This window comes from Chromobacterium vaccinii, from assembly GCF_000971335.1.
Taxonomy (GTDB): domain Bacteria; phylum Pseudomonadota; class Gammaproteobacteria; order Burkholderiales; family Chromobacteriaceae; genus Chromobacterium; species Chromobacterium vaccinii.
On sequence record NZ_JZJL01000058.1, the window covers coordinates 1 to 22,447 of the forward strand.

Genomic DNA, 22,447 nt, shown 5'->3' on the forward strand with positions numbered 1-22,447 from the left:
TGCTGTCAGCAAACGGGACTGGGAGACGCCCAGCCGCTCGGCCGTCATCCGCAGCCCGCCGCAGGCGTCTTCCGGAATCACCGCCGTCTGGGCGAACGCCAGGAACGGGCCATCGGCCGCCGGCAGCGGCGGCTCCGCCGTCGCCAGCTCGGCCGAGCGCGCTTGCCAGAATGCCCGGTCGACCGCGAACTGCTCCGACTGGCGGTAGCGCTCTTCCTCGCGGACGATGGCATCCGCATCGGCGAAACCGCAGGCCGGTGCCGGCTGGCCTTCCCGCAGCGCGCCGTAAACCTCGGCTATGCGCTGCAGCAGCATCACATAGCCGGCCCCATCCATCGCGATGTGGTGATACACATGGCAGAAGATGTGGCGCTCGTCGGCCAGGCGGATCAAGGTCCAGCGAAACAACGCGTCCCGCGCCAGATCGAAGGGTTTCTCCACCCGCTCCCGCATGGCGCGCAGGGCTGCGTGTTCCGGCTCGCCGTGCGTCGATACATCGATGAAGTCCGGCTCCCAGCCTTCATCATCTCGACGAAACTTGGTCAACTGGAGACCATCGTGACGGAAGTTGTATTGCAGCTCCGCGCTCTCACTGGCGACCTGGCTTAAAGCCTGCAGAAACAATCCAGCATCCAACGAGCCGGCGAGATTCAGATACTCGGCAATATTGTTGGGCAGATTCGGTGAAACTTCCTGAGAAATCCATACATCCAGCTGTGCTGAAGATGCCTGAAAATGATGGATTGGCGATTCACTGTTTTTCATTAGTTTTACCTACTGCGTTAATCAAGGAAACGATCAAACCCAAGCGGTGAAACCACTTCGACCAACTTGAGAAATCAAACTCCGCCGCTACGCATCAATTAGGAAGCAACTCTAACCAGCCAAACGAATCAATCAAACCCAACGGCATAACTCGCTCGACCAACACCAACACACCACATTGCCAAACGAATCGAAACAGAACAATAAACCAAGGTTTTGTCATTAGTTTATTTGATTAAATTTTTATTAAAAATAGTTATAAAACATAAAAACCCATAATGAGATGACAATTGACGTAGCCAATTTTCCGGAAGGAAATGCCATCATCAAAATATTCTCATGTGGACAATCTTTTTCGTAACAATTTTAAATGATATATTGATAATAGCATCACAAAGATAGTCGTTTTCCCCATTATTTGTAATTAAATGTTTACAATACATGTTTGGTTGAACATTAGCTCTAAAACTTCCTATCAAATAAAGTCAAACAATGTAAATATTTACATTCAATATCCTTTTGGTATTTCCATGCCTCTATCAGCTGCAGCTTGTCACGGCTGCTTTATCTCTTTCCACAGCCCAGGAAAATCAATCCTGAAGATTGAAAGCGCTGCTATCGACATAAAAAAATGGAGCTGAAAAGGAAGAAAAAATGCTTTGAAAAACGAAAGCCATATTAAAAAAAGAAACGAGACGTATCGGAATGAAGATAAGTGAAAAAACAAAAGCCTGATGCGCCATTTTCAATCACTGCGACAAGATTTACAGTGACCAGAAAATCAGCCAATAGAAGAAGTGGGGGGGAATGCCAAATAAATAACGCTGCAAACTCTAGAGCTGAGCCCCCTACTTGACGGGGCGCAGACTGCTGTACTACCAGCCCGGCAACCACCGGGCCCGGCACTTCTTGCTGGTCTGTTTTTCTCAGGACTGTATTGAGTGGTCTGTCCCGATCCCCGTGGACACTAACTTAAGGTGGATAATCCCCACCAAGGAGCAGTGTTCATGACCAAGACCAGACGTACTTTCCCGGAGGCCCTCAAGCGCGAAGCGGTTGAGCAGGTGCTTGCCGGCACCCCGTTACGGCATGTTGCCCAAGCCTTTGACATTACCGAGTCGCTGCTGGGCAAGTGGAAGCGTCAACTCCAAGACGCAGGACCCGACGCCTTCCCTGGCCGAGGCAAACAGACCGGTGAAGCCGCCGAGCTCAAGCGACTGCGGGATGAGCTGGCCCGCGTTACCATGGAGCGCGATGTCCTAAAAAAGGCGCTCGCCATCTTCTCGCAACCCACGAAGTGAAATTCCGCGCGATTCAGGCGCTGTCGGACCGCTACCCGGTAGCCCCGATGTGCCAACTGTTTCGTGTGTCCCGCAGTGGCTACTATGCGTGGCTACACCGCCCACCTTCGGCGCGAGAGATGGCGAACCGACAACTACTACGTGAAATCCGGCTGGTGCATGCCGAGGTCAATGGTATTTATGGCCATCGGCGTATTCATGCCGAACTTCTTGCACAGGGCTTCGCCTGCGGGCGGCATCGCATCGCGGGCCTGATGCGGCGAAACGGTATCAGGGTTAGACATTGTCGACCCGTCAGTGGTGGTCAACACCTTCTACCCGTGGCGCCTAATCTGCTGCAGCGACAATTTGCTGCTGGTGGCGACATCAATCAGCGTTGGGTGTCGGATATGACCTACGACGTCCCCCCGGTATTGAGTAGCACATGACTTTAGAGTCCAATCAACCACACACGGAGATTGGATATGAAGAAACGATTCACCGAAGAACAGATCATCGGCTTCCTGCGCGAAGCGAACGCGGGAATGCCCATTGCCGAACTGTGCCGCAAGCACGCCTTCTCGGAAGCCAGCTATTACCTCTGGCGCAACAAATTCGGCGGAATGAATGTCTCGGAGGCCAAGCGTCTCAAGGAGCTAGAGACAGAGAATGCGCGCCTGAAAAAACTCCTGGCCGAGACCATGCTCGAGAACGAGATTGCCAAAGAAGCCCTGAGAAAAAAGTGGTAAGCACACCGTCACGGCGGGAGCTGGTGCGCCATCTGGTGGGCAAAGGGCTCAGCGAGCGCAAATCGCTGCGCCTGGCCGGCATGAGTCCCAGTTCATTCCGCTATCAGCCCGCCACCGACCGCAATGCCGCCTTGAAAGCGAGGATCATCGCACTCGCGCAACGGTACCGACGCTACGGCGCCGGCATGATCTATTTGAAACTGCGGCAGAGCGGCATGGTGGTCAATCACAAGCGGGTGGATCGGCTCTATGCTGAGGCCGGTCTGCAAATTCGCCGGCGCAAGCGCAAGAAAATCCCTGTGGCCGACCGTCACCCACTGGCCCGTCCTTTGGCCGCCAATCAGGTCTGGTCGATGGACTTTGTGTTCGACCGAACGGCAGAGGGGCGGGTCATCAAGAATCTGACCGTAGTCGATGATGCCACGCATGAGGCAGTCGCCATTGTTCCGGAACGTGCGATGGGAGGTCTGCATCTGACCCGCGTCCTCGACCAGCTGGCGCAGACACGTGGCTTGCCCAAAGCCATCCGGACCGATAACGGCAAGGAATTCTGCAGCCGGGCGATGTTGACCTGGGCACACGCTCGTGGGGTGCAGCTCATTCTGATCGAGCCAGGCAAGCCGAATCAGAACGCTTACATCGAATCATTTAACGGGCGCTTCCGGGATGAGTGCCTGAACGAACACTGGTTCACCAGCCTGCGCCATACCCAGGTCGTCATCGAAGCCTGGCGTAGGGAATACAACAACGAAAGGCCCAAGAAAGCACTGGGTGGTTTGACACCGGCGGCCTATGCCGAATCACTCGCAGAGAAATCAGGTAAATTAAGCCTGGACTCTAAAGCTCTCTGCTACTGAAAGTGGGGGGACGTCGCCTATATCCGTACCGGCGAAGGGTGGCGGTACTTGGCGGTGGTGCTCGACTTGTACTCCCGGGCGATAGTGGGCTGGGCCATGCATCATCGAATGCAGCAAGAACTGGCGCATGCTGCCCTGACGATGGCAGTGGCGCGCCGCCAGCCTTCAGGAGAGGTGATTCTGCATTCGGACCGCGGGAGTCAGTACTGTGCCTTTGCCTACCAGGCATTGCTGAAACGGCACGGAATGGTACCGAGCCACTCCCGCACCGGGAACTGCTGGGATAATGCAGCGATGGAGAGCTTCTTCCGTTCATTGAAGTCGGAACGTGTTTATCTGACCCACTACCGGAGCTACGAGGAGGCGCGTACGGATGTGTTTGATTACATCCGCTTTTACAATCACCAACGACGTCATTCAACCCTGGGGTATCTGACCCCGGTTGAATTCGAACGCCGCCGTTCAGAGCTTAGTGCTTAACCCTCTGTCCATGGGGAGTGGGACAGACCATGGTTTGTAGTCCAGCCCCTCACCTTGGCCATAGCCCTGCTCAATGTACCGTTCAATGTCGGCCTGAGTCTTGAAACGACGCCCCCTCACTACACTCTCCAGCGATTAGTTACTCACTAGGAAGTATAGGGAGGGGGTGCGATGTGTCAAATTATATTGTCTTGTGTCAAATTATATTGTTTCGTGTCAAATTCTATTGTTGCTCAACAACAATAGTCACGGCCGCCGAATTGGCTCACTCCACCGTCACGCTCTTGGCCAGGTTCCGCGGCTTGTCCACGTCGGTGCCGCGCGACAGCGCGACATGGTAGGCCAGCATCTGCACCGGGATGGTGTGGACGATGGGGCTAAGGACGCCGACATGCCGCGGGGTGCGAATCACGTGCACGCCGTCGGATTCGCTGAAATGGCTGTCGGCGTCGGCGAACACGAACAGCTCGCCGCCGCGGGCGCGCACTTCCTGCATGTTCGACTTCACTTTCTCCAGCAGCGCATCGTTGGGGGCGATCACCACCACCGGCATGTTCTCGTCCACCAGCGCCAGCGGGCCGTGCTTCAGTTCGCCGGCCGGGTAGGCTTCGGCGTGAATGTAGGAGATTTCCTTCAGCTTCAGCGCGCCTTCCAGCGCGATGGGGTAATGCAGGCCGCGGCCGAGGAACAGGGCGTTGTCCTTGGCGGCGAAGCGCTCGGACCAGGCCTTGATCTGCGGCTCCAGGTTCAGCGCGTGCTGCACGCTGCCCGGCAGGTGGCGCAGCTCGTCCAGGTATTGCGCTTCGTCGGCGGCGGCTACCTTGCCGTGCAGCTTGCCCAGCGTCACCGCCAGCGCGAACAGGCCGACCAGCTGGGTGGTGAACGCCTTGGTGGAGGCCACGCCGATTTCGGCGCCGGCGCGGGTGTAGAACACCAGGTCGCTGGCGCGCGGGATGGCCGATTCGCGTACGTTGCAGATCGACAGCGCGCTGTGATGACCGAGTTCGCGGGCGTACTTCAACGCTTCCATGGTGTCCAGCGTTTCGCCGGACTGGGAAATGGTGACCACCAGATAGTCCGGGTCCGCCCAGGCGGCGCGGTAGCGGTATTCGCTGGCGATTTCCACGTCGCACTGCACGCCGGCGATGGTTTCGATCCAGTACTTGGCGGTGAGGCCGGCGTAGTAGCTGGTGCCGCAGGCCAGAATCTTGACGCCCTTGAGCTTGGGCATCAGCGTGGCAGCGGCGTCGCCGAACAGCGCCGGGCTGAAGCCATGGTCCAGCACCGCTTCGATGGTGTCGGACAGCGCCTTGGGCTGCTCGTGGATTTCCTTCTGCATGAAGTGGCTGTACGGCCCCAGCTCCAGCGAGGCCAGCGAGACGTCGGAGACGTGCACCGCGCGTTCGATGGGCTGGTCGTGCTTGTCGATCAGCTTGACGCCGTCGCGGGTGAGCAGGCCCAGGTCGCCCTCCTCCAGGAAGATGACGCGGCGGGTGGCGGACAGGATGGCGGAAACGTCGGAGGCGATGAAGTTTTCGCCTTCGCCCAGGCCCACCAGCAGCGGGCAGCCCATGCGCGCGCACACCAGTTGGTCCGGACGGTCGACGGCGATGACGCCGATGGCGTAGGCGCCGGTCAGCTCGCGGGTCGCCTGTTTGACGGCGTCGAACAGGCTGGTGCCGGCCTGGTAGTAGTGGTGCACCAGATGGGCGATGACTTCGGTGTCGGTTTGCGACTCAAACGCATAGCCCAGGTCTTTCAGACGCTGACGCTGCTCTTCGTGGTTCTCGATGATGCCGTTGTGCACCACGGCGATTTTGCCGAAAGAAACGTGCGGGTGGGCGTTGGGTTCGGTCACGCCGCCGTGGGTGGCCCAGCGGGTGTGGCCGATGCCGAGCTGGCCTTGCAGGCTTTCCTCGGCGGCGGCGCTTTCCATTTCGGCCACGCGGCCGACGCGGCGCACGCGGCGGATCTCGTCGCCGGCCAGCACGGCCACGCCGGCGGAATCATAACCGCGGTATTCCAGACGCTTCAGGCCATCCACCAGGATGGGAACGATATTACGCTTGGCGATGGCGCCAACAATGCCGCACATTATTTTCTCCTTGCACTACTGTCTTGAACTGCGGGCGCGCAAATCAGCGTCACGCCCTTCGCTTGAATCTTGTCTCTGGCTTCCTGGCCCAACGCATCGTCGGTCACCAGGGTGTGGATCCTGTCCCACGGCAATTCCAGATTGGGAATGCGGCGGCCGATCTTTTCCGACTCCACCATCACGATCACCTCGCGCGCCACTTCCGCCATCACGCGGGACAGCCCCACCAGCTCGTTGAAGGTGGTGGTGCCGCGCTCCAGGTCTATGCCGTCGGCGCCGATGAACAATTGGTCGAAATCGTAGGAACGCAGCGCCTGTTCGGCGATCTGGCCCTGGAACGACTCCGAATGCGGGTCCCAGGTGCCGCCGGTCATCAGCAGGATGGGTTCGTTCTCCAGCTCGCGCAGTTGGCCGGCCACGTTCAGCGAGTTGGTCATCACCACCAGGCCGCGCTTGCCGCCCAGCAACGGAATCATCGCGCTGGTGGTGGTGCCGCTGTCGATGATGACGCGATTGTGGTCGCGCAGCCTTTCCGCCGCCGCGCGGGCGATTGCCTGCTTTCGTTTCGAAACTTTGCCGACATCCGGTTCGGCCGCCATTTCGCTGGGCAGCGACACCGCGCCGCCGTAGCGGCGCAGCAACAGGCCGCCGGTTTCCAGCAGGGCCAGGTCTTTTCGGATGGTGACCTCGGACGTGGCGAAGCGCTGGGTCAGCTCTTCCACGCTGACTTCGCCCCGCTCCTGCACCAGCGCGGCGATGGCATGGCGGCGCTGCTGGGTGTTTCGTTTTGTCATCACAAGTTTCGCTTCGAAAGTTTTTGGATGATAGCAGCGCAAGTTTTGCCTTGGCAAGGCCTATTTCGAAAGAAAGCGGCGCCGCCGGGCTGCGGCCGAAACACATGAAAAACGCCCGGCGTTCCCCATTGGAGAAACGCCGGGCGCGGGTCCTGCGCGCGAGCGGAATCAGCTCTTTTTCTGCGGCCGCTTCCAGCCCGGCACCGTCACCTGGCGCGCGCGCGCCACGGTCAGTTCGCCAGCCGGGGTGTCCTTGCTGATCACCGAGCCGGCGCCGATCGTGGAGTCTCGCTCCAACCGCACCGGCGCCACCATCAGCGTGCCCGAGCCGACGAAGACGTTGTCGCCGATCAGGGTCTTGAACTTGTTGACGCCGTCGTAGTTGCAGGTGACCGAACCGGCGCCGACGTTGACCTTGCGGCCGATCTCGGCGTCGCCGATATAGCTCAGGTGGTTGACCTTGGAGCCGTCGCCGATCTTGCTCTTCTTCACCTCGACGAAGTTGCCGATGTGCACGTGTCCGGCCAGCTCCGCGCCCGGACGCAGGCGCGCGTACGGCCCGATCCTGCACTCCTCGCCCACCGCCGCGTCCTCCAGATGCGAGAACGGCGCGATCCGGGTGCCGGAGGCGATCTTCACGTTCTTCAGCACGCAGTGCGCGCCGATTTCCACGTTGTCGCCCAATGCCACCACGCCCTCGAACACGCAGCCGACGTCGATGCTGACGTCCATGCCATGCTTGAGCTCGCCGCGGATGTCGATCCGCGCCGGGTCGGCCAGCGTGACGCCGGCTTCCAGCAGCGCTCGCGCCTGATTGGCTTGCAGAATGCGCTCCAACTCCGAGAGTTGCAGCTTGTTGTTGACGCCGGCGGCTTCCCAGCTGGCGTCGACGTTGGCGCTTTCCACCGCCACGCCGTCGTGCACCGCCAGTTCCAGCACGTCGGTCAGATAGTATTCGCCCTGGGCGTTGCCGTTGTTCAGCGCGTTCAGCCATCCCGCCAATCGCGCATTCGGCAGCACCATCATGCCGGTGTTGATCTCGCGGATATTCAACTGTTCCGGCGTGCAATCCTTGTGCTCGACGATGGCTGTCAGCTTGCCGTCTGCCCCACGCACCATGCGGCCGTAGCCGCTGGCGTCATCCAGCATATCGGTCAGCACGGCCATGCCCTTGCCGGCCGCATCGATCAACCGCTGCAGTGTGGAGGCGCGGGTCAGCGGCACGTCGCCATACAGCACCAAGGTCTTGCCGTCCGCCGGCAGGTGCGGCAGCGCCATCTTCAGCGCGTGGCCGGTGCCCAGTTGCTCCGCCTGCTCGGCCCATACGATGTCCGCATCCTGAATTCTGGCCCGCACCTGCTCGCCGCCATGGCCGTACACCACCACCAGGCGGGACGGATTCAAGCCGCGCGCGGTACGGATCACCCGCGCCAGCATCGGCTCGCCGCCGATCGGATGCAGGACTTTGGGCTGGGAGGAATACATGCGCTTGCCTTTGCCGGCAGCCAGAATGACGATACTCAGACTATCCATGATCTTTTTGCTTCACCAGAACGGAAAAAGGCTGCCACTTGCGTGGCAGCCTGCACTATACACGATTACGTCTCGCGCATTCAGTGAGCGCGCTTCTTGAGGTAGTCCAGCGTCTTGAGCTCGGCAATGGCCAGCGCCAGTGCAACGTGGGCCTTGGCCGTGCTCATGTCGTCGGTCGCGTGCTTGAGGGCATCCTCGGCAGCGCGTTTCGCCTCATTGGCGCGGGCCTCATCGAGATCCTCGCCGCGAATCGCCGTATCGGCGAGTACGGTGATCAGCGTCGGTTGCACTTCCATCATGCCACCGGACACCGCCACCAGTACTTCGTCCTTGCTGCCCGGCACCCGAAGGCGCAGGACACCAGGCTTGATACGGGTCAGGAGCGGCACGTGTTGCGGATAGATACCGATCTCACCTTCGGTAGCCGGCGCCACGACAAACTCGGCCTCACCGGAATAGATGAGTTGTTCGGTGCTAACCACTTCCACATGCATCTTGGACATTAGCCCTCTCCTTAGTTAAGCGTCTTGGCTTTCTCGACGGCTTCTTCAATGCCACCAACCATGTAGAACGCTTGTTCCGGCAGGTGGTCGTATTCGCCAGCAATAATCGCCTTGAAGCCCTTGATGGTTTCGCGCAGCGAAACGTATTTGCCCGGCGAACCGGTAAATACTTCGGCCACGTGGAACGGCTGGGACAGGAAGCGCTGGATCTTACGGGCGCGAGCCACGACCAGCTTGTCTTCCTCGGACAGTTCGTCCATACCCAGAATCGCGATAATATCGCGCAGTTCCTTGTAGCGCTGCAGCGTGGACTGCACGCCGCGGGCGACCGAGTAATGCTCTTCGCCGACGACCAGCGGATCCAGCTGGCGCGAGGTGGAGTCGAGCGGGTCCACGGCCGGGTAGATACCCAGCGAGGCGATATCGCGCGACAGAACCACGGTTGCGTCCAAGTGGGCGAAGGTGGTCGCCGGGGACGGGTCGGTCAAGTCATCGGCAGGGACGTATACGGCCTGGATGGAAGTGATGGAACCATCCTTGGTCGAAGTAATACGCTCTTGCAGACGGCCCATTTCCTCGGCCAGCGTCGGCTGGTAGCCCACCGCGGACGGCATACGGCCCAGCAGGGCGGACACTTCGGTACCGGCCAGGGTGTAACGGTAGATGTTGTCCACGAACAGCAGCACGTCGCGGCCTTTGCCGCTTTCGTCCTTCTCGTCGCGGAAGTGCTCGGCCATGGTCAGGCCGGTCAGCGCCACGCGCAGACGGTTGCCCGGCGGCTCGTTCATCTGGCCGTAAACCATCGCCACCTTATCCAGAACGTTGGAGTCCTTCATCTCGTGATAGAAGTCGTTGCCTTCACGAGTGCGCTCACCAACGCCGGCAAACACGGACAGACCCGAGTGCGCCTTGGCGATGTTGTTGATCAGTTCCATCATGTTCACGGTCTTGCCCACGCCGGCGCCGCCGAACAGGCCCACTTTGCCGCCCTTGGCGAACGGACACAGCAGGTCGATCACCTTGATGCCGGTTTCCAGCAGGTCGGTGGCGGCGGACAGCTCGTCAAACTTCGGAGCGGTCTGGTGAATGGCGCGACGCTTGTCGGTAGCCACCGGACCAGCTTCGTCCACCGGGTTACCCAGTACGTCCATGATGCGGCCGAGGGTGGCGGTGCCCACCGGCACCGAGATCGGTGCGCCGGTGCTGGCAACAACCATGCCACGCTTCAGACCGTCGGAGCTACCCATAGCAATGGTGCGGACCACGCCGTCGCCCAGCTGTTGCTGAACTTCAAGCGTCAGATCGACGTCAACCAGCTTCAGGGCATCATAAATCTTCGGCATGGCATCGCGCGGAAACTCCACGTCGATCACCGCGCCAATGATTTGTACGATTTTGCCTTGGCTCATTATCGCTTCCTAAAATAAACTTTTCACAGTTCCGTAAACGGCTTACACCGCTGCGGCGCCCGCCACGATTTCCGACAACTCGGTGGTAATCGCCGCCTGACGCGCCTTGTTGTATACCAGGCGCAGCTGCTTGATGGTGTTGCCCGCGTTGTCGGTGGCGGCTTTCATCGCCACCATCCGCGCGGCCTGCTCGGAAGCCATGTTCTCGGCCAGAGCCTGGTACACCACCGATTCCAGATAACGACGCACCAAGAATTCCATCAGCGTCGGCGCATCCGGCTCGTACAGGTAATCCCACGAGTGCGAATGCTCCACCACCATATGGTGCGGAGTCAGCGGAAGCAGCTGTTCAAGTGCCGGCTCCTGCTTCATGGTATTCACGAAGCCGGAGTAGACGATGTAAACCGCATCCAGTTCACCTTCAGCGTACTGGCTGAACAGAACGGTAAGCGGGCCAATCAGTTTTTCCATCTTCGGCACGTCGCCGAGATGGACCGCGCTAGCCACCACGTTGAGACGGGCGCGCTGGGCTGCCGCCAGGCCTTTCTGGCCCAGGCAGCAAACGTCGATTTCGACGTTCTGATCCCGCAATTCCTTGACCTTGGCAAAGAAGCGCTTGAACGAGTTCACGTTCAGGCCGCCGCAAAGACCCTTGTCGGAGGAAACCAGGATGATGCCGGCGCGCTTGACCACGTCACGACGGGCAAGCAGCGGGTGACCAAGTTCCGCGTTCGCCTGAGCGAGGTGCGCCATAACCGTGCGCACCTTCTCGGCGTAAGGACGGGCAGCGCGCATACGCTCTTGCGTTTTGCGCATCTTCGAGGTCGACACCATCTGCATAGCGCGGGTGATCTTCTGCGTGTTTTGCACGCTTCGGATCTTGGTGAGAATCTCTTTACCGACTGCCATATCCTGAACCTTTCTCTAGCTACGACTTGAGGCTAAGGCTCAGTTGAAGCTGTAGCCAGCCTTGAACGATTCCATCGCCTTGGCCAGTACCTTCTCATTGTCGGCAGACAGATCGCCGGAGGCGTTCACGGCCTTCAGCACATCAGCGTGGTTCGCGCGCACGTTGGCCAGGAACTCGGCCTCAAACGCCAGAGCCTTCTTCACCGGCACGTCTTCATACGAACCCTTGTTCACCGCCCACAGGGTCAGCGCCATTTCGGCGGTAGACAGGGTGGAGAACTGCTTCTGCTTCATCAGCTCGGTCACGACTTCGCCGTGCGACAGCTGCTTGCGGGTCGCTTCGTCCAGATCGGAAGCGAATTGCGCAAACGCCGCCAGCTCGCGGTACTGGGCCAGCGCCAGACGGATACCACCGCCCAGCTTCTTGATGACCTTGGTCTGGGCCGCGCCGCCGACGCGAGATACCGAGATACCGGCGTTGATGGCCGGACGGATACCTGCGTTGAAGAGGTCGGATTCCAGGAAGATCTGGCCATCGGTGATCGAGATCACGTTGGTCGGAACGAAGGCGGACACGTCGCCGGCCTGGGTTTCGATGATAGGCAGAGCGGTCAGCGAACCGGTCTTGCCCTTCACGGCGCCCTTGGTCAGTTTTTCCACTTCATCCTCGTTGATGCGGGAAGCGCGCTCCAGCAGACGGGAGTGGAGATAGAACACGTCGCCCGGGTAGGCTTCGCGGCCCGGCGGACGGCGCAGCAGCAGCGAAATCTGACGGTATGCCACGGCTTGCTTGGACAAGTCGTCGTATACGATCAGCGCGTCTTCGCCGATGTCGCGGAAGTATTCGCCCATGGTGCAGCCGGAGTACGGCGCGATGAACTGCAGCGCGGCGGCTTCGGAAGCGGTGGCGGCCACGATGATGGTGTGTTCCATCGCGCCGTGCTCTTCCAGCTTGCGCACCACGTTGGCGATCGACGATGCCTTCTGGCCTACGGCTACGTAGATGCAGATGACGCCGTTGCCCTTCTGGTTGACGATGGCGTCGAGAGCGACGGCAGTCTTGCCGGTCTGACGGTCGCCAATGATCAGCTCACGCTGGCCGCGGCCGACCGGAACCATCGAGTCGATGGCCTTCAGGCCGGTCTGCATCGGCTGGGATACCGATTGACGCGCAATCACGCCCGGCGCGATCTTTTCGATCGGGCTGGACAGCTTGGCGTTGATCGGGCCCTTGCCGTCGATAGGCTGGCCCAGGGCGTTCACCACGCGGCCAACCAGTTCCGGACCAACCGGCACTTCCAGAATGCGGCCGGTGCACTTGACTTCGTCGCCTTCGGAGATGTGCTCGTACTCGCCCAGCACCACGGCGCCGACAGAGTCGCGCTCCAGGTTCATGGCGAGGCCAAAGGTGTTGCCCGGGAATTCGAGCATTTCGCCCTGCATCACATCGGCCAGGCCGTGGATGCGGACGATACCGTCGGTCACGGAGATAACCGTGCCCTTGGTGCGAACTTCAGCGCCTTCAGCCAGATTCTGGATCTTGGCCTTGATCAGATCGCTGATTTCAGAGGGGTTCAACTGCATGATCTCTCCTAATTCTTGAGGCTTGCTGCCATTGCCTGCAGTTTGCCGCGCACGGAAGCGTCGATGACGTCATCGCCCACCGACACGCGAACGCCGCCGATCAGGTCGGCGTTCTCACGCACGTCAAGACGCACGGCTTTGCCGTACTTCTTGGAAAGCGTGTTGGTCAGTTCGGCTTTCTGTTCATCGGACAAAGCAAAAGCGGACTCCACCAGGGCGTCCACGATGTTTTCCGATTGCGCCTTCAGCAATTCAAACTGCGCGGCGATTTCAGGCAGCAGCGTCAAACGGGCGTTCTCGATCAGCGCGGCGATGAAGCGTTTCACCTCATCGTTGCCGCGCGTGCCGAGCACATCCAGCATCAGCGCCTCAACCTCTTGTGCGGTATGTTTCGGATTGGTGACGACTTGGGCCAGATCCGGGTTGTTCACCATGGCAGCCAGCCACGACAGCGCGTCCGACCACTGGTCGAGCTTGCCCTGTTCCGTGGCGAGGCTGTATACCGCTTCGGCGTAGGGCCTTGCGACGGTAATGAGTTCTGCCATGAGTTAGTTAAAACTCCGCTTTGATGGAGGCAAGCAGGTCGGCGTGCTTAGCGGCGTCGATCTCCTTGCGCAGGATCTTCTCGGCGCCGGAAACGGCCAGGTCGGCGACATGCGCGCGCAGGGATTCCTTGGCGCGCAGCACTTCCTGGTCGATTTCAGACTTGGCGTCGGCCACGATGCGGGCACCTTCGGTGCGCGCCGCTTCCTTGGCTTCATCCACGATCTGGTTAGCACGCTTCTCGGCGGCAACCACGATCTCGGTAGCCTGCTGCTTCGCCTTGCGGATTTCGTCCGCAACGCGCTTTTCAGCGGCTTCCAGATCCTGCTTGCCGCGTTCCGCGGCGGCCAAGCCATCAGCGATACGCTTGGCCCGCTCATCCATCATGTTGGTAAGCGGAGGCCAAACAAACTTCATGGTGAACCATACCAGGATGGCGAACGTGATCGCCTGGCCCAGTAGTGTTACGTTAAATTCCACGCTTGTTTTCCTCCAGAGTATGACTGCAACAACCGTCTACATATCCGTCGGAAACGGATTAGTGAGCCGCCTTAACGATAGCCAGGGCAGCGGACAGGAACGGGTTGTTGAAGGTGAACAGCATGGCAACACCAACGCCGATCATGGAGATCGCGTCCAGCAGACCGGCGATGATGAACAGCTTGGTTTGCAGAACCGGGATCATTTCCGGCTGGCGAGCGGAGGACTCGAGGAACTTGCCACCCAGAATGGCGAAGCCGATAGCGGTGCCCAGAGCGCCGAGGCCAATGATCAGAGCGGCAGCGATAGCGGTCATCGACTGAATCTGAGAAACGAGTGCTTCCATTGTGTATCTCCTAAGACTTAAAGCAAGGATGGTTGGGTAAAAAGAAGGATGAATCTACGGTAAATCAGTGCGCTTCCACCGCCAGGCTCAGGTACACGATGGTCAGCATCATGAACACGAAGGCCTGCAGGGTGATGATCAGGATGTGGAAGATCGCCCACGGCGCGCCCAGCACCCACTGCAGGCCCCAAGGCAGCAGCGCGATCAGGATGAAGATCAGTTCGCCGGCGTACAGGTTGCCGAACAAACGAAGAGAGAGCGAAATCGGCTTGGCGGCCAGTTCGACCAGCTGGAACGCGAAGTTCAGCGGAGCCAGGATGATGGCGCCGACCGGGTGGGAGCTGTGGAACGGAGCGGTCAGCAGTTCCTTGCCCCAGCCGCCGAGGCCCTTGGCCTTGATCGAGAAGCCGACGATCAGGATCAGCACCGACAGCGACATGGCGAAAGTGGAGTTCACGTCGGCGGACGGCACGACGCGGAAGTACACGTGGTGCGGCTCCAGGCCGAAGAAGGCGTAGCCGATCCACTGCGCGGCCATCGGGAACAGGTCTACCGGGAACAAGTCCATGAAGTTCATCAGGAACACCCAGCAGAAGATGGTCAGCGCCAGCGGGGCGATCATCTTGCTCTTGCCGTGGAACACTTCGCGAACCTGGGTCTGCACCATCTCGACGATCATCTCGACGAACAGCTGCAGGCGGCCAGGCGCTTCGATGCTGGCGCGGCGCGCCACCACCGCGAACACGGCGGCGAACAGGAAGCCGAGAACCAGCGAAATGGAGAAGGTGTCTACGTGCAGGCTCCAGAAGCCGGCGGAAGGATCCGAATTCCAGAAGGTGAGATGGTGCTTGATGTAATCGGTTGCGTTGCTTGCCATCGCTCTTTTCTCAATTTTTGATTAGAAGCCCGAAGCCGTAGCCGGAGGTGGCGGCAAAGAACCCACCCAAAAATCCGACTACGGACAAATCCTTGAAACTGGCCAAAACCACACCACTTAGCAGTACGGTCAGGCAAAACTTTACCGCCTCGGCCAGAAAATGCGCCTTGATCAGCGCCGCGGGCGCCACGTGACGCTTGGCGTAAGCGATCCTGGCGTACACCAGAGCCGGCGCCAGCACCGCCAAACCGCCCAGCAAGGCGGACACGGCGACAGTCACGCTGCCTGCGCTGGCGAGTAGCGCGACCACTACGGCCAGGCCGACCAAACTGGCCTGCAGGCGCAGCACGCGCTTCACTTCCGAATAGATCATGATCGCCAGTGCAAAAAAACCGCTGGATTATAGGCTTTGGGCTTGAGTTGCGTCAACTTTGCTCCAGCAGACTTTTTGCGCTGCAACAAACTCATTTCTTAGGATTTTTTTGCAACCTCTCCAGCAGGAAATCCAGCTCGTCCAGACTCGCATAATCTATGACCAGCTTGCCGCATCCGCCGGATGCCTGGCGGATGCTGACACGAGCGCCGATGGCCTCGGAAACCTGCTCTTCCAGCCGCGCCACGTCGGGATCGACGCGTTTTTGCTGCGGCGCAACTGTGGTTTTTTGCGCAGCATGCTGTTGTACTCGGCGCTCCACCTCGCGCACCGACATCCCTTTTCGCACCGCTTCGTTGGCCAATTCCAGCTGGAAAACCGTCGGCAGGCTCAGCAAGGCGCGCGCGTGGCCCATCTCCAGCTGGCCCTCGTGCATCATCTGCTGCAAGGGCTGCGGCAGCGCCAGCAGGCGCAGCAGGTTGGACACCGCGCTGCGCGAGCGGCCCACCGCGTCGGCGGCGGCCTCATGGGTCAGGCCGAACTCGTCGACCAGCCGCTTGATGCCCTGCGCCTCCTCGATCGGGTCCAGCTCCTGGCGCTGGATGTTCTCGATCAGCGCCATCGCCAGCGCCGCCTCGTCGGGCACGCTCTTGATCACCACCGGCACCTCGGAGAGGCCGGCCTTGCGCGACGCGCGCCAGCGGCGCTCGCCGGCGATCAATTCATAGTCGCCCAGGCCCAGCTCGCGCACGATCAGGGGCTGGATGATGCCCTGGGCGCGGATGGACGCGGCCAGTTCGTCCAGCGCCGCCTCGTTCATGAAGCTGCGGGGCTGATACTTGCCGGGACGGATGCTGTCGATGGGAAGAGTGGAAAGTCTGTCGTCCACCGCGTCAACGGTGGACAGGAGCGCGTCGAGTCCGCGCCCCAATCCTTTGAGTTTGGCCATATTGTCAGACGGTGGGAGTTGCGGTTGCGGGTTCGAGGCGCTCGACCAGCTCTTGCGCCAGCGCGAGGTAAGCCTGGGCGCCGCGCGAGCTGCGGTCGTAGACCAGGCCCGGCAGGCCGTGGCTGGGCGCCTCGGCCAGGCGCACATTGCGCGGAATCACGGTCTGGAACACTTTCTCGCCGAAGTGGCGGGCCAGCTGTTCCGACACCTGTTGCGACAGGTTGTTGCGGGCGTCGAACATGGTGCGCAGCAAGCCCATGATCTCGATCTTGGGATTGACCGCCACCCTCACCTTGCGCAGCGTGGCCACCAGGTCGGACAAGCCTTCCAGCGCGTAATACTCGCACACCATCGGGATCAGCACGCTGTCGGCGGCCACCAGGCCGTTCAGCGTCAGCAAGTTCAGCGACGGCGGGCTGTCGATCAGCACGTAGTCGTACTGGCCGGCCACTTCGGCCAGCGCGCTCTTCAGCCTCGCCTCGCGCGCCAGCTCGTTGACCAGCTCCAGTTCGGCGCCCCCCAGATCGCGGTTGGCGGGCAGCACATGGTAGCCGCCGGCCTTGGCGTCCTGGCGCGCCTCCTCGATGGTGGCCTCGCCCAAGAGCACGTCGTAGCCGGATTTCTCCAGCGACTGCTTGGCGATGCCGCTGCCCATGGTGGCGTTGCCCTGCGGGTCCAGATCGACGATCAGCACCCGCCGGCCGAGCTCGGCCAAACCGGCCGCCAGATTGACGACGGTGGTGGTCTTGCCCACCCCGCCCTTCTGGTTGGCCACCGCGATCACGCGTGGATTCATTGCAGCACCATCCTCACCAGATGGCGTTCGGCGTCCAGCCCCGGCACCGTTACCGGCAGCACCTCCGAAACCGCCACGCCTTGCGGCAGCAAGGCGATTTCCTCATACGGATACACGCCCTTCATCGCCACGTACTGGCCGTCGTCGGCCAGCAGGTGGCGAGTCAGCTTGACGAACTCGGACAGCTCCGAGAACGCGCGGCTGGTGATGCGATCGAACTTCTGCTCCGGCTGGTAAGCCTCGACGCGGTCGGTGACCACCTGCACATTGGGCAGGCCCAGCTCCAGCACCACCTGGCGCAGGAAGGTGGTTTTCTTGTGGTTGGAATCCAAGAGCGCCACCTGCAGGTCCGGCCGCGCGATGGCGGTCGGGATGCCGGGCATGCCGCCGCCGGAGCCGACGTCCAGCATCCGCGTGCCGCCGGCCAGATGCGGCACCAGGCTCAGGCTGTCCAGCAAATGATAGCTGACCATCCGCTCTTCCTGGCGGATGGCGGTGAGGTTGTAGGTCTGGTTCCACTTGACCAGCAGCGCCAGATAGCGCTCCAGCAGCTCCAGCTGCGGTTCGGTCAAATCCAGCGCCAGTTGCGCCAGCCCCTGTTTCAATTCGGTGGTATGTAGTGTCATGCGGTCTTAGCGTCGGTGAAGCCGCGCTTCAGGTGCACCATCAGCAGGGCGACGGCGGCCGGGGTGATGCCCTGGATGCGAGAAGCCTGGCCCAGCGTCTCCGGACGCTGCTGGTTCAGCTTCTGCTGCACTTCCTTGGACAGGCCCTTGACCAGGCTGTAGTCGATGTCGCCCGGCAGACGGATGTCTTCCAGATTGTCGCGGCGCGCCAGCTCTTCGTTCTGGCGATTGATGTATCCCTGGTATTTGACCTGAATTTCCACCTGCTCGGCAACCTCGTCGGCCAGTTCCGGCGCGCCGTCGGCGGCTTCCGGCACCGCCATCAGCTCGCGGTAGGCCACATTGGGGCGCTTGAGCAGGTCCTGCAGCGTGTATTCGCGCTCGATAGGCTTGCCCAGCACGCTCGCCAGCGCGGACGGGTCGGCAAGCTTGGACGGATGCAGCCAGGTGGTCTGCAGGCGCGCCTTTTCCGCCTCGACGGCGTCGCGCTTGCGGCAGAAGGCGTCCCACTGCTCGTCGCCCACCACGCCCAGCTTGCGGCCCATCTCGGTCAGGCGCAGGTCGGCGTTGTCTTCTCTCAACTGGAGACGGAATTCGGCGCGGCTGGTGAACATGCGGTAAGGCTCGGACACGCCCTTGGTGATCAGGTCGTCGACCAGCACGCCAAGGTAGGCCTCGTCGCGGCGCGGGCACCAGGCGTCCCGCTCGCGGGCGAACAGACCGGCGTTCAGGCCGGCCAGCAGCCCTTGGGCGGCGGCTTCTTCATAGCCGGTGGTGCCGTTGATCTGGCCGGCGAAGAACAGGCCCTGGATGGCCTTGGTTTCCAGCGAGGCCTTCAGGCCGCGCGGGTCGAAATAATCGTATTCGATCGCGTAGCCGGGGCGCAGGATGTGGGCGTTCTCCATGCCGCGGATCGAGCGCACGGCGGCCAGCTGGATGTCGAACGGCAGGCTGGTGGAGATGCCGTTCGGATAGAATTCGTGCGTCGTCAGGCCCTCCGGCTCCAGGAACACCTGATGGCTGTCCTTGTCGGCGAAGCGGTTGATCTTGTCTTCGATCGACGGGCAGTAGCGCGGGCCGACGCCTTCGATCACGCCGGTGAACATCGGGCTGCGGTCGAAGCCGCCGCGGATGATGTCGTGGGTGCGCTCGTTGGTGTGGGTGATCCAGCACGGCAGCTGCTTCGGATGCATCTCGCGCTTGCCGCGGTAGGAAAACACCGGCTCCGGCGTGTCGCCCGGCTGCTCTTCCATCACAGAGAAGTCGACGCTGCGGCCGTCGATGCGCGGCGGGGTGCCGGTCTTCAAGCGGCCCACCGGCAGGTCCAGCTCGCGCAGGCGCTCGCCCAGCGTGCTCGCCGCCTGGTCGCCGGCGCGGCCGCCGGTGTAGTTCTCCATGCCGACGTGGATCTTGCCGGACAGGAAGGTGCCAGCGGTCAGCACCACGGTCTTGGCGCGAAAGGTGATGCCGATGGCGGTGATGGCGCCGACCACACGGTCGCCCTCGATCAAGAGATCGTCCACCGGCTGCTGGAACAGCGTCAGGTTGGGCTGGTTCTCCAGCATCTCGCGGATGGCGGCTTTGTACAGGATGCGGTCGGCCTGGGCGCGGGTGGCGCGCACAGCGGGGCCCTTGGACGCGTTCAGCGTGCGGAACTGGATGCCGCCGATGTCGGTGGCCAGCGCCATCGCGCCGCCCAGCGCGTCCACCTCTTTCACCAGATGGCCTTTGCCGATGCCGCCGATCGACGGATTGCACGACATCTGGCCCAGGGTTTCGATGTTGTGCGTAAGAAGGAGCGTGGCGCAGCCCATGCGCGCGGCCGCCAGCGCGGCCTCGGTGCCGGCGTGACCGCCGCCCACCACTATCACGTCGAAGCTTGTCGGATAAATCATGGCTGAAAGAGCAAACCGAACGGAAAAACGGGTTATTTTACGCCAAAACAGTTTGGCTGATAAGTCTTTGATTTCAATAACCCCGCCGCCGTCACCGAAACGTCAAAGACCCTTCACCGCATAGTCATGATATGGACATCGCAACGTCAAACAGCCCCCCTAGCATGTGGCGAACCACAACGAGGGGCAAAACATGCTGCTAAATGAACAGCTTGCAAACAGGACCAAGCCGCGCCTGGCCGTGCGCCTGGCCCAGGGCGCCGAGGATATCCGCCGCGCGCAGAAGCTGCGCTACGAAGTCTTTGCGGGAGAAATGGGCGCGGAGTTGGCGTCGCGGGACTTGGGCATAGATTGCGACGAATACGATGAGCTGTGCGATCACCTGATCGTCGAGGACCACAACAGCGGCATGGTGGTGGGCACCTACCGCATGCTGTCTCCCACCAACGCGCGCCGCGCGCCGCGCCTGTATTCCGAGCATGAGTTCGACCTCTCCCGCCTTTCCCATCTGCGCGATGGGTTGATTGAAATGGGCCGTTCCTGCGTGCACCGCGACTTCCGCTCCGGCGCGGTGATCGCGCTGTTGTGGTCCGGCCTGGCCGATTACGTGCAGCAGCAAGGCGGCGCCTATCTCGCCGGCTGCGCCAGCGTGTCGCTGACCGACGGCGGCCACCAGGCGGTCAGCCTGTACCGCCAGCTGGAAGGCCAATATCTGTCGCCGGCCGAATGGCGGGTGTTTCCCCACCTGCCGCTGCCGCTGGACCGCGTGATAGACGACAGCGCGCCGGTGCCGCTGCCGCCGCTGATCAAGGGCTACCTGCGCGCCGGCGCCCATGTCTGCGGCGAACCCGCCTGGGACCCCGACTTCAACTGCGCCGACTTCTTCATGCTGCTGCCCATGAGCCGGCTCAGCGCGCGCCACAACAAGCACTTCATCGGCGCGGCCGCAGCCTGACCCTGCCCGATGCAAGCCGGGCCGCCGTCCTGCCCGGCTTGCGTCCGCTCCGCCGCGGCGCTCAGGGCCGCCAGCGCTCGCTGCCGGCATCGAAACGCCAACCCCGGGCGAGACAGAACGCTTCGACCGCATCGGCGAACGCCACTCTTTCCTCCACGCCTGCCCAAGGCCCCAGGCACGCGCAATCGACTGCGCCGCCGCGACGCAGCGACACCCTGACGCCGACAGGCCCATGGCCCCGGTAGTAAAATCCAACGGCAGCCAGCTCCCCGCAGTCAATGATTCGGGTAAGCCAGAGACCCCGCAGATGCAGCCTGCCGGCCGCCTCCCAGACCACCAACCGGTTTGCGGCGCGCCGCCCGCGGAAAATCATCCATATCGCCAAGCCAATGCCTAGCACAGCGAAGCCGCCACCCATGGCCGGCCACGCTCTCCCCAGCCCGATCAACGCCGCCGCCGCGATCAGCCAGACGCCATCGCGCGCGCGCCATCCCGGACCGCGACACCCTGTGTTTTCTGTTCTTCTCCGCGCTCCACCCATCCCCCTTCGCCAACTTTCTTCAAAAAAACCAAAACAAAAAGGAAAATTATTTCACAAAAACATCAAAATAAACGACAAAATACCCAAGGGATTACCAGTGCTACAATCCCGGCATGAACTACAGTTTTGAACCGATAGGCGTCATCCATTCGCCGTATCGCGAGAAATTCGGCATTCCGCGCCAGCCGTCGCTAGTCAGCGCCGCCCGCGTGCGGCTGGAGCTGCTGCCGCCGTACGACCATCCGGACTGCGTGCGCGGCCTGGTTGAGTTTTCGCATGTCTGGATCAGCTTCGTGTTCCACCAGACCATGAGCCGGGGCTGGCAGCCGCTGGTGCGGCCGCCCAGGCTGGGCGGCAACGCCAAGGTGGGCGTGTTCGCCAGCCGCTCCACCCACCGCCCGAACCCGATGGGCCTGTCGCTGGTGGAACTGGTTTCGGTGAGCGTCGACAACGGCGTGGCGCTGGAGCTGGCCGGCGCCGACCTGCTGGACGGCACCCCGGTGCTGGACATCAAGCCCTACATTCCCTTCGTGGAGTCGCGGCCGGACGCGTCGGGCGGCTTCGTCGACGGCCCTCCCCCGCTGCTGCGGGTGGAGTGGAGCGAGGCCGCGCGGCGACATCTGGCCGAGGCGGACGCGCCGGCCGGCCTCGCGCTGCTGGTGGAGCAGGTGCTGGCGCAGGACCCGCGCCCGGCCTACCAGGCCGATCCGGAGCGGATCTACGGCGTGTCGCTGTATTGCTACAATGTGCGCTTCGGCATCGCCGGCGGCGTCGCGCGCGTGCTTGAAATTCTGCCGGCGGCACAAAACTAATTCGCATCGGCCCGGTCATACCCGGGCAATTCAAACCTACCAGGAAAATAAAACATGACCACTCGCGCGAAGACGATCGTACTCGCCTTCACCATGGTTTCCGTGTTGGCCACCCCGTTTGCCGAGGCCGCGCGCCTGGGCAAGGGCAAGAGCGCAGGCATGCAGCGCTCCGTTCCCACCCGCAGCTACCAGCCGAGCACTCCGGCTCCGCAACCGATGGCCGCGCCCACGCCGCGCGGCGCAGCCGTGCCGCCGGCTCAGGCTCCGGCCAAGAGCGGCGTGGGCACCGCGCTGGC

Annotated in this window: 22 protein-coding genes and 2 pseudogenes; 7 read left to right on the plus strand and 17 right to left on the minus strand. The window is 61.6% G+C overall.

From position 1 onward, the window contains the following. The coding region (locus VL52_RS20225) for a condensation domain-containing protein (protein WP_200896068.1) at positions 1–765 on the minus strand (765 nt) is incomplete at its 3' end. 1,007 nt (positions 766–1,772) lie between these two features. On the opposite strand from VL52_RS20225, the gene VL52_RS20230 reads away from it, so the two are divergent. The 4 genes and pseudogenes from VL52_RS20230 to VL52_RS20245 all read left to right on the plus strand — a co-directional run. Then, positions 1,773–2,066: a transposase gene (locus tag VL52_RS20230; RefSeq protein WP_046158739.1), complete on the plus strand. Its 294-nt coding sequence runs from the start codon at positions 1,773–1,775 to the stop codon at positions 2,064–2,066. 119 nt (positions 2,067–2,185) lie between these two features. Continuing rightward, positions 2,186–2,494, plus strand: coding sequence for an IS3 family transposase (locus VL52_RS25705; RefSeq protein ID WP_160298973.1), 309 nt, complete (start codon positions 2,186–2,188; stop codon positions 2,492–2,494). 36 nt (positions 2,495–2,530) lie between these two features. Then, a protein-coding gene (locus VL52_RS20240) for an IS3 family transposase (protein WP_438939065.1) occupies positions 2,531–3,651 on the plus strand; the annotation gives its coding sequence in 2 pieces (ribosomal slippage) (positions 2,531–2,789 and positions 2,789–3,651; 1,122 coding nt in all). An 18-nt stretch (positions 3,652–3,669) separates the two neighbouring features. Further along, positions 3,670–4,131: pseudogene (locus VL52_RS20245) on the plus strand (IS3 family transposase); the annotation flags it as partial. Positions 4,132–4,396: 265 nt separating this feature from the next. On the opposite strand, the gene glmS reads toward VL52_RS20245, so the two are convergent. From glmS to mnmG, 16 genes are all read right to left on the minus strand, one after another. After that, on the minus strand, positions 4,397–6,226 hold the full coding sequence (gene glmS, locus VL52_RS20250) for a glutamine--fructose-6-phosphate transaminase (isomerizing) (protein WP_046158741.1): 1,830 nt from the start codon (positions 6,224–6,226) through the stop codon (positions 4,397–4,399). Further along, positions 6,226–7,020 carry a DeoR/GlpR family DNA-binding transcription regulator gene (locus VL52_RS20255; protein ID WP_046158758.1) on the minus strand — a complete coding sequence of 265 codons (795 nt, stop codon included), beginning with the start codon at positions 7,018–7,020 and terminating at the stop codon, positions 6,226–6,228. Before VL52_RS20255 ends, glmS begins: the two co-directional genes overlap by 1 nt. A 168-nt stretch (positions 7,021–7,188) precedes the next feature. After that, a complete protein-coding gene (glmU, locus tag VL52_RS20260) occupies positions 7,189–8,553 on the minus strand; it encodes a bifunctional UDP-N-acetylglucosamine diphosphorylase/glucosamine-1-phosphate N-acetyltransferase GlmU (RefSeq protein ID WP_046158742.1) in 1,365 nt (454 codons plus the stop codon). 80 nt (positions 8,554–8,633) lie between these two features. Continuing rightward, positions 8,634–9,056: a F0F1 ATP synthase subunit epsilon gene (locus VL52_RS20265; protein WP_046158743.1), complete on the minus strand. Its 423-nt coding sequence runs from the start codon at positions 9,054–9,056 to the stop codon at positions 8,634–8,636. Between the two features lie 11 nt (positions 9,057–9,067). Continuing rightward, positions 9,068–10,465, minus strand: coding sequence for a F0F1 ATP synthase subunit beta (gene atpD, locus VL52_RS20270; RefSeq protein ID WP_046158744.1), 1,398 nt, complete (start codon positions 10,463–10,465; stop codon positions 9,068–9,070). A 42-nt stretch (positions 10,466–10,507) separates the two neighbouring features. Then, a complete protein-coding gene (gene atpG, locus VL52_RS20275) occupies positions 10,508–11,374 on the minus strand; it encodes a F0F1 ATP synthase subunit gamma (protein ID WP_046158745.1) in 867 nt (288 codons plus the stop codon). A 39-nt stretch (positions 11,375–11,413) separates the two neighbouring features. Next, the gene (gene atpA, locus VL52_RS20280; protein ID WP_046158746.1) at positions 11,414–12,958 is read right to left on the minus strand and encodes a F0F1 ATP synthase subunit alpha; all 1,545 of its coding nucleotides are present in this window, start codon (positions 12,956–12,958) and stop codon (positions 11,414–11,416) included. An 8-nt stretch (positions 12,959–12,966) separates the two neighbouring features. Then, complete coding sequence (locus VL52_RS20285; RefSeq protein WP_046158747.1) at positions 12,967–13,503, minus strand: F0F1 ATP synthase subunit delta; 537 nt, start codon at positions 13,501–13,503, stop codon at positions 12,967–12,969. Positions 13,504–13,510: 7 nt separating this feature from the next. Next, complete coding sequence (locus VL52_RS20290; RefSeq protein ID WP_021474886.1) at positions 13,511–13,981, minus strand: F0F1 ATP synthase subunit B; 471 nt, start codon at positions 13,979–13,981, stop codon at positions 13,511–13,513. A 58-nt stretch (positions 13,982–14,039) separates the two neighbouring features. Beyond that, entirely contained in the window at positions 14,040–14,327 is a 288-nt protein-coding gene (gene atpE / locus VL52_RS20295; RefSeq protein ID WP_021474885.1) for a F0F1 ATP synthase subunit C, read from the minus strand. Between the two features lie 64 nt (positions 14,328–14,391). Next, positions 14,392–15,204: a F0F1 ATP synthase subunit A gene (gene atpB, locus VL52_RS20300; RefSeq protein WP_046158748.1), complete on the minus strand. Its 813-nt coding sequence runs from the start codon at positions 15,202–15,204 to the stop codon at positions 14,392–14,394. 10 nt (positions 15,205–15,214) lie between these two features. After that, a complete protein-coding gene (locus VL52_RS20305; RefSeq protein ID WP_046158749.1) occupies positions 15,215–15,577 on the minus strand; it encodes an ATP synthase subunit I in 363 nt (120 codons plus the stop codon). A 91-nt stretch (positions 15,578–15,668) separates the two neighbouring features. Next, positions 15,669–16,526 (minus strand): ParB/RepB/Spo0J family partition protein, encoded by an 858-nt coding sequence (locus VL52_RS20310; protein WP_046158750.1) that lies wholly within the window; start codon positions 16,524–16,526, stop codon positions 15,669–15,671. Between the two features lie 4 nt (positions 16,527–16,530). Next, positions 16,531–17,322, minus strand: a complete 792-nt coding sequence (locus VL52_RS20315; protein WP_021474881.1) for a ParA family protein — start codon at positions 17,320–17,322, stop codon at positions 16,531–16,533. Further along, entirely contained in the window at positions 17,319–17,948 is a 630-nt protein-coding gene (gene rsmG / locus VL52_RS20320; RefSeq protein ID WP_046158751.1) for a 16S rRNA (guanine(527)-N(7))-methyltransferase RsmG, read from the minus strand. The genes VL52_RS20315 and rsmG overlap by 4 nt, the downstream gene beginning before the upstream one ends. Beyond that, a complete protein-coding gene (mnmG, locus tag VL52_RS20325) occupies positions 17,945–19,843 on the minus strand; it encodes a tRNA uridine-5-carboxymethylaminomethyl(34) synthesis enzyme MnmG (protein WP_046158752.1) in 1,899 nt (632 codons plus the stop codon). Before mnmG ends, rsmG begins: the two co-directional genes overlap by 4 nt. Before the next feature lie 193 nt (positions 19,844–20,036). On the opposite strand from mnmG, the gene VL52_RS20330 reads away from it, so the two are divergent. The 3 genes and pseudogenes from VL52_RS20330 to VL52_RS20345 form a co-directional block, all read left to right on the plus strand. Then, positions 20,037–20,798: a GNAT family N-acetyltransferase gene (locus tag VL52_RS20330; RefSeq protein WP_046158759.1), complete on the plus strand. Its 762-nt coding sequence runs from the start codon at positions 20,037–20,039 to the stop codon at positions 20,796–20,798. 654 nt (positions 20,799–21,452) lie between these two features. Next, complete coding sequence (gene tsaA / locus VL52_RS20340; RefSeq protein ID WP_046158754.1) at positions 21,453–22,151, plus strand: tRNA (N6-threonylcarbamoyladenosine(37)-N6)-methyltransferase TrmO; 699 nt, start codon at positions 21,453–21,455, stop codon at positions 22,149–22,151. A 54-nt stretch (positions 22,152–22,205) separates the two neighbouring features. Next, a pseudogene (locus VL52_RS20345) lies at positions 22,206–22,447 on the plus strand (Tim44 domain-containing protein); the annotation flags it as partial.